This window comes from Mycobacterium sp. TH-M106, from assembly GCF_057473765.1.
Genome location: NZ_JBYCLE010000167.1, coordinates 1 through 6649 on the forward strand (window position 1 = coordinate 1; position 6649 = coordinate 6649).

7 protein-coding genes are annotated in these 6649 nt (G+C 68.9%); 4 read left to right on the forward strand and 3 right to left on the reverse strand.

What is annotated here, in order from left to right; translation table 11 throughout:
• The coding region (locus AC2VOP_RS05930; RefSeq protein ID WP_486954647.1) for a phosphotriesterase family protein at window positions 1-94 on the forward strand (94 nt) is incomplete at its 5' end.
• Window positions 95-109: 15 nt separating this feature from the next.
• Here the strand turns inward: AC2VOP_RS05930 and AC2VOP_RS05935 are convergent.
• Window positions 110-1327, reverse strand: a complete 1218-nt coding sequence (locus tag AC2VOP_RS05935) for an acyltransferase family protein (protein WP_486960090.1) — start codon at window positions 1325-1327, stop codon at window positions 110-112.
• 147 nt (window positions 1328-1474) lie between these two features.
• Here AC2VOP_RS05935 and pgfA point away from each other — a divergent pair, with 147 nt between their 5' ends.
• Entirely contained in the window at window positions 1475-2755 is a 1281-nt protein-coding gene (pgfA, locus tag AC2VOP_RS05940; protein WP_486960091.1) for a cell envelope lipid trafficking protein PgfA, read from the forward strand.
• Window positions 2745-4481 carry an MmpA family trehalose lipid delivery protein gene (locus AC2VOP_RS05945; protein WP_486960095.1) on the forward strand — a complete coding sequence of 579 codons (1737 nt, stop codon included), beginning with the start codon at window positions 2745-2747 and terminating at the stop codon, window positions 4479-4481. Before pgfA ends, AC2VOP_RS05945 begins: the two co-directional genes overlap by 11 nt.
• On the opposite strand, the gene AC2VOP_RS05950 is transcribed toward AC2VOP_RS05945, so the two are convergent.
• Complete coding sequence (locus AC2VOP_RS05950; protein WP_486960092.1) at window positions 4478-4903, reverse strand: thiol-disulfide oxidoreductase DCC family protein; 426 nt, start codon at window positions 4901-4903, stop codon at window positions 4478-4480. The two genes, AC2VOP_RS05945 and AC2VOP_RS05950, sit on opposite strands and share 4 nt — an antisense overlap.
• 3 nt (window positions 4904-4906) lie before the next feature.
• On the reverse strand, window positions 4907-6061 hold the full coding sequence (locus tag AC2VOP_RS05955) for a glycosyltransferase family 4 protein (protein ID WP_486960093.1): 1155 nt from the start codon (window positions 6059-6061) through the stop codon (window positions 4907-4909).
• Between the two features lie 98 nt (window positions 6062-6159).
• Between AC2VOP_RS05955 and AC2VOP_RS05960 the strand changes: the two genes are divergently transcribed.
• The coding region (locus AC2VOP_RS05960) for a class I SAM-dependent methyltransferase (RefSeq protein ID WP_486960094.1) at window positions 6160-6649 on the forward strand (490 nt) is incomplete at its 3' end.

The following is a 6649-nucleotide window of genomic DNA, read 5'->3' on the forward strand; positions in this document are numbered from 1 at the left end:
TGCGCTGAAAGAGCGCGGCGTCACCGACGAGCAGCTGCGCACCATGCTGGTCGACAATCCGCGAAAGATCTTCGAAAACCAGGGCGGCTACTGACGCACACTGGCGGCCCTACCCGAACACGCCAACCGGCTCCGGTTCGGTTTCGTCGCGCAGGTCAGCGTTCGCCGGCACGCTCCGATGGTGCTGGGGGTGCTGGGACTCCCAGCGGCGTAACGCCTCCCGGCACGGCTGTTCGACCAGCGCATAGCTCACCGCCGATATCGCGACGGTGAAGACCAATGTCAACGCCAGCACAACACCCATATCGGCCATGTCACCGCTGAACGCGAACCGTCCGATCACCGGAAACACCATGTCCAGCGCCGCCAGATGCCAGATGAACATCCCGTAGGACCAGCGGCCCAGCGTCACCATCGGGGCGCTGGCCAACAACCGGTGCTGGGTATCGGGGCGGTCCAACACCAGGGGCGCGAGCAGCGCCCAGGCGAGCACCCCGCCCATCGCGGTTCGCACCATGAACTGGTCGACGGTGGCCGGAGTCAACCCTTCCGGGCCGGCCAGTGGCGACGCGGCCACCAGGTAGGCGCCCACCGCGAAGGCCGCCGTCAGCACCCGCCGGCGTGCCAGCCGGTGCATCCAGCCGGGCGGGCTGACGGTCCACTCACCCAGCAGCATCCCCGCGCCGAACCAGCAGCCGTAGGCCGGTGCCCAGTTCAGCGGGTTCACTCCGTAGGGGGTGTGTATCGGGATCAAGCCCCAACCCAGACTCAACAGCGCCACCGCCGCGATCACCGGCACCCGCATTCGCACCGGCAGCCGCGCTGCCGACAGCGCTAGCAGCGGCAACGCGATGTAGAAACTCACCTCGACCGCCAGGCTCCACATCTGCGTCAGCCCCGGTGTCAGCGTCAGGGGTACGTAGATCTGGGTCAACGTCAGGTTAGCCAGCCACACAGCCAAGCTGGCCTGACCGGCATCCGGCAACAACGCCAGGATCACCACCACCGAGACCAGGTAGGCTGGCATGATACGGACTACCCGCGACCGGAGATAGTGGCTGGCGGGTGGTGTTTTCCGCAGCCCCCGGGCCGCTGCAGCGTGACCACGCCACAGTAGGAACCCGCTCACCGCGAAGAAGACCGCGACGGCCATGTCGAAGCGGCCGAAAAGCCGGCCGGTGATGCCACTGGAGTGACCGGTCTGGAACGCGACGTGGGTGGTGATGACACCGATGGCGGCACAGGCGCGCATACCCTCGACGGCCGGCAGAAAGCTGCGGATACCACGAGTAGAGCCCGCCTGCTGGCCGTCACCGGTGCCGGTCATGCAGACAGTCTGCCGGTTATGGCAAGCGGTTCGCCTCGGAACACCCGATTCGTGTTCCAGATGCTGGTCGGCATACCGTAGTGGCTTTAATTTCTGCTGTTAGGGTCGAACAGGTTTCGGTAGCGCCAGCAAGGAGGACACGGCAACGTGAACCGGGCAGTCATGCTGCGTACGGTGGCATGCGCGATCATGGGTCTCGGAGCCGCCCTGCTGATCGCCGCGCTACTGCTGTTCACCTACACTGCCGGCAAGATCGCCAAGATTCCCCTCGACATCGATACCACGCTCGTTAGTGACGGCAGCGGCACCGCTCTCGACCCCGACTCGTTGACGAGTCAACACGCCGTCATCGACATGGACGTGCCGCTGGTGTCGCAGCAGCAGATCACTGTGGAATCGCCTGCCAACGCCGACGTCGTGACGCTGGAGGCCGGCACCTCGGTACGCCGCGCCGACATGCAAAAAGACACCGGCCTGCTGTTGGCTATCGTCGATACCGTCACACTCAATCGCCGCACCGCGATGGCCGTCTCGGATGACACCCGGCCCGGCGGCGCCGTCCAAAAACCCCGCAAGTTCGACGACGACAGTCCGCCGACCAACATCGCGTTGCCACATGAGGGGTTGTCCTACCGGTTCCCGTTTTACACGAAGAAGATGTCCTACCCGTATTTCGACCCGATCGCGCAGCAGGCGTTCGACGCCAATTATCAGGGCGAGGACGACGTCAACGGGTTGCGGACCTATCGGTTTACCCAGAACGTCGGCTATGACGCCGACGGCAACTTGGCCGAACCGGTGAAGTACCCCTCGCTGTACGGCCACGAGGAGGACAGCGAGATCACCGCGCCCGCAGCGGTGTGGGAACTCGACGGTGACCCAGATGCACAGATCACCATGACCCGCTACTACGCCGCCCAGCGGACCTTCTGGGTCGATCCGGTCTCCGGAACCATCGTCAAGGCCAAGCTGCACGCCAACCACTACTTCGCCCGTGACCCGCTGAAACCGGAAGCCACCTTGGCCGACTACACGGTTACCAGCAACGAGGACACCGTCGAAGCCCAGGTCAACTCGGCGCGCAACGAACGGGACCGGGTGGCGCTGTGGTCTCGCATCCTGCCGATCACCTTCACCGCGGCCGGCCTGATCAGCCTGATCGGGGGCGCGCTACTCGGCTGGTTCGGCCTGTCAACCGAGTCGGTGTTGATCGACCCCGGCTTGGACACCGCCGACCATCGTTTTTTCGATGGCTTCTTCGTCGGTTTCGGCCGGAAGACCGTCGAGGCGGAACCGGTGTCCGGAGCTGAGGCCGAGACCGAGAAGTTGCCGACCCGCCCTGGCCCTCGCCGCGATGTGGCTCCACCGCCCGAGGGCCCGGCTGCACCCGCCAGTCACGGCACACTGGAACCGCCCGATCAGCCGTAACCAGGAGACTGCTTCGGCGCGTCGTCCGGGCTTTCGCTGGGTCGCGCCGGGATATGCGCTGACGCTGAGTTTGCTGGTGCTGGCACCGCTGGTCCGGCCCGGCTACTTGTTGCTGCGCGACGCGGTGTCCACGCCGCGGTCGTATCTGTCCGATGGCGCGCTCGGGTTGGCCGAATCGGCGCCCCGGGCGGTGCCGCAGGACTTTGCGGTGGCATTGGCCTCGCATCTGGTCGACGGCGCCATCGTGGTGAAGGCGCTGCTGGTCGGCGGGCTGTGGCTGGCCGGTTTCGGTGCGGCCCGGCTGGCAGCGGCGGTGTTGCCGCAGGCCGGGCTGCCCGGCGAACTGGTGGCGGTCACCCTGTCGATCTGGAACCCCTATGTCGCGGAGCGGTTGCTGCAGGGCCAGTGGGGCCTGCTGGTCGGTTACGGCTGCCTGCCCTGGGTGGCGACGACGCTGTTGACGTTGCGGTCGGCCGGCGGATCGGCACTGTCAGCGTTGATGTTCTGGATGGCGCTGGCCGGCCTGACGCCGACTGGCCTGCTTCTGGCGACGACGGTGGCGCTGACCTGCGTGGCGGCGCCGGGGACCGCCTGGCCGCGTCTGCGCTGCGCCGTCACCGTTGTCGTGGTCGCGGTCGGCGCGGCGCTGCCCTGGTTGGCGGCGTTGCTGCTCGGCTCGTCGTCTACCCCGTCCGGAAGTCCCGGGGTCACCGTGTTCGCGGCCCGGGCTGAGCCCGGCCTGGGCACCCTGGGTAGCCTGACCGGGCTAGCCGGCATCTGGAATGCTCAGGCTGTACCACCTTCGCGGACAACGCTTTTCGGTCTCCTGGCGACGTTAGTGCTGGTCGTCGTGGTGGCGGGCGGGCTCCCGGTGGCGATCCGGCGGTCGGCGGCGCTGCCGCTGCTGGTGCTGTCGGTGGTTTCGGTGGTGGCTTGCGCGGTGTTGGCGACCGGCCCGGGGCTGGCGGTGCTGCGTGCACTGATCGAGGCCGCACCGGGTTTCGGCGTGCTGCGCGACGGGCAGAAGTGGGTGGCCCTGGCGGTGCCCGGCTACACGCTGGCCGGTGCAGGTGCGGTCGTGGGCCTGCGGCGCTGGCTGCGGCCCGCGACAGCCGCGCTGACCTGCTGCGTTGCGCTGATCGCGACGCTGCCCGATCTGGCTGCTGGCGTGTGCGGGCGGATCGAGCCGGTGCACTACCCGGCGGGGTGGTCGTCGGTGGCGGCGGTGATCAACGCCGATCCGCGAACCGTCGCGGTGTTGCCCGCCGGCGGTATGCGTCGGTTCGTCTGGTCTGGGCCGGCACCGGTGCTCGATCCGCTGCCGCGCTGGGTCCGCGCCGAGGTGCTGAGCACCGGCGACTTGATGGTCTCCGGGCATACCGTGCCCGGCGAGGGAGCGCAGGCTCGCGCGGTGCAGGCGCTGTTGCTGGCCGGCTCTGATCCCGCCGCGCTGGCCCATGCCGGGGTGGGCTGGGTGGTTGTCGAGTCAGGCACCGATGGCAAGATGGGCGCGGCCGCCGGTACTTTGGGGCGGCTGCCGGTGGCCTACCACGACGCAGACCTGACCCTGTACCGAGCTGGTGGCGACACGCCGGGCGCATCGACGGTCCGGCGGCGGGTCTCGGTGCTGGCCCACCTGGTCTGGCTGACGCTGCTGACCGTAGGGGCGGCGGGGATGACGTTCGGGTCGCGTCGACGACGCAAGCACACGTCGGGATCGGCTTAAATGTCCAGGAAACGGGCCCGCACTTCGGGAGCAGGCAGCGGGCAGGTGTCGTACTTGCCGAAGACCCGGTAGCGGACAGCGGCGAACCGGTCATAGAGCCAGTCGCGCAGCCGCACGGGAATCACGCGGGCTATCAGCAACACCCGCCAGGGCCCGCCGAGATAGCCGGCCACGCGCAACGCCGCGGCCGACCGGACGCTGACCCGCTCCTCCGGCCGGCCCGGGTCGTCGACGAAGATGAAAGAGTCGACAGCCTCCAGACCCGGGTGGCGGTCGATGACCGCTCGGCCGAAATCACTGTCCAGGGCGGCGAAGCGCAGTACCCCGGACCGATCGAACCGGAGGATGGTCGTCACCGACCGGTTGCAGAATGCGCAGACGCCGTCGTAGAGCAGCACGGGTGCGGCGTGGTGATCGTGCACCGGTTACACCACGCCGCTGACGTGTTTTCCGGTCCGCACCGACTCCAGCACGCCACGCATCGCGGCGGCGCTTTGGCGCCAGGAGAATTCGCTGCTGCGGGCTTGGGCCTTGCTGCCGAGCTGACCGCGCAGGACCTCGTCGGCGAGGAGTTGTCCGAGTCGACTGACTAGCTCGCGGTGGTCATCGACCAGCAGTCCGGTCACCCCGTCGACAATCGAGTCGGCCAGCCCTCCTGATGATCGGTAGCCGATGGTCGGCACCCCATGCTGGCCGGCCTCGATGACCGCCAGCCCCCAGCCCTCCTTGCGCGACGGCAGCAGGTGCACCCAGGCTTGTTGCACCACATGGTGTTTGGTCACATCGTCGACGTGGCCGTGGAAGGTCACCGCGTCGGTGACGCCCAGCCGCGCGGCATGGTCGACCAATCGCTGCTGCCACCAACCGCCACCGACGACGTCGAGGTGTAGCCCCGGAATCCGGACCCGCAGGGCCGCCAGCGCGGCCAGTGCATCTTCGATCTGCTTGTGCGGCACCAGCCGCGACAGCACCACCACCCGCGGCGACGGCGCCCGCGGACCGGACAGCGTCTGCGCCGGTGCCTGGTCGAGACCGTTGCGCACCACCGCGATCCGATCGGCGTCCACACCCAGGTCGACCAAGTCGCGCGCCGACGGCAGTGACACCGTCACGTACTGGTTACGCCGGTTCAGCCACGGCGACAACCGCGACTCCACGAACCACCCGATCCGGCTCAGCACCGGCCCGGCAACCGGCCACTGCTCCCGGTGACAGTGGTGCACCAGCACCGCGACCCGGCGCCCGTAGAGCAGCCGGGCCAAAAACGGCAACCCGTTCTGGGTGTCGATGACCACGTCGGGCCGCGCCCGGCGCAGCGGGCCGATCCCGATCCGCGCTGCGGCCATCGCCGCCAGCGCCCACAGGTACACCGTGTAGCGGCCCCCGGCCCGGCTGATCCGCACCCCGTCGACGACCTCGCTGCGGGGCGCACCCGGATAGCCGGCGGTGCGCAGCGTGACCGCGACGCCGGCCGCGGCCAGTTCCGCCCCGATGCGCTGCAGGTAGGTTTCGCTGCCGCCGCCCTGCGGATGTCCGGTATCACGCCAGCACAGCAGCAGGACCGCGCGCACACCAGTCATCGGGCTACAGCCTAATGGCAGCCTCATGGCGCCGCTGCGCTCGTCGAGGCTGCAGTGGCGGCTCCGGGCCTTCGCCCACCGCTGCGTAGGGTGGCTGCGTGGCTGTGGCCGACGTTTTCGCCCGGCGGGCGACGCTGTCCCGCGCGCTGCGGCTGCTGTGGCGGTTCCGCGACGAGCGCCGCGACCCGGCCCGGTTTTATAGTGCACTGGCCATCGACACCGCGGCGATGATCACCGACCTGTGGCGAGCCAGACACCGCGACGCGCCAGCCGGGCGCACACTGCTCGACGTCGGCGGCGGGCCCGGATACTTTGCGACGGCGTTCGCCGACGCCGGCGTCCGCTACATCGGTGTCGAGCCCGACCCGGCCGAGATGCATGCCGCCGATCCCGCGCACGCGGGCGCCTCGGCCACATTTGTGCGGGCTTCGGGGATGGCGCTGCCGTTCGCCGACGACAGCGTCGACATCTGCCTGTCGTCCAACGTCGCCGAACACGTGCCGCGGCCCTGGCAGCTCGGCGACGAGATGCTGCGGGTGACCAGGCCGGGCGGTCTGGTGGTGCTGTCCTACACCGTGTGGCTGGGTC

What these genes read in the sequence shown, in the direction of transcription:
- AC2VOP_RS05955 (WP_486960093.1), bottom strand. Translation starts at nt 6,061, where the DNA reads ATGACTGGTGTGCGCGCGGTCCTGCTGCTGTGCTGGCGTGATACCGGA.
- AC2VOP_RS05935 (WP_486960090.1), bottom strand. Translation starts at nt 1,327, where the DNA reads ATGACCGGCACCGGTGACGGCCAGCAGGCGGGCTCTACTCGTGGTATC.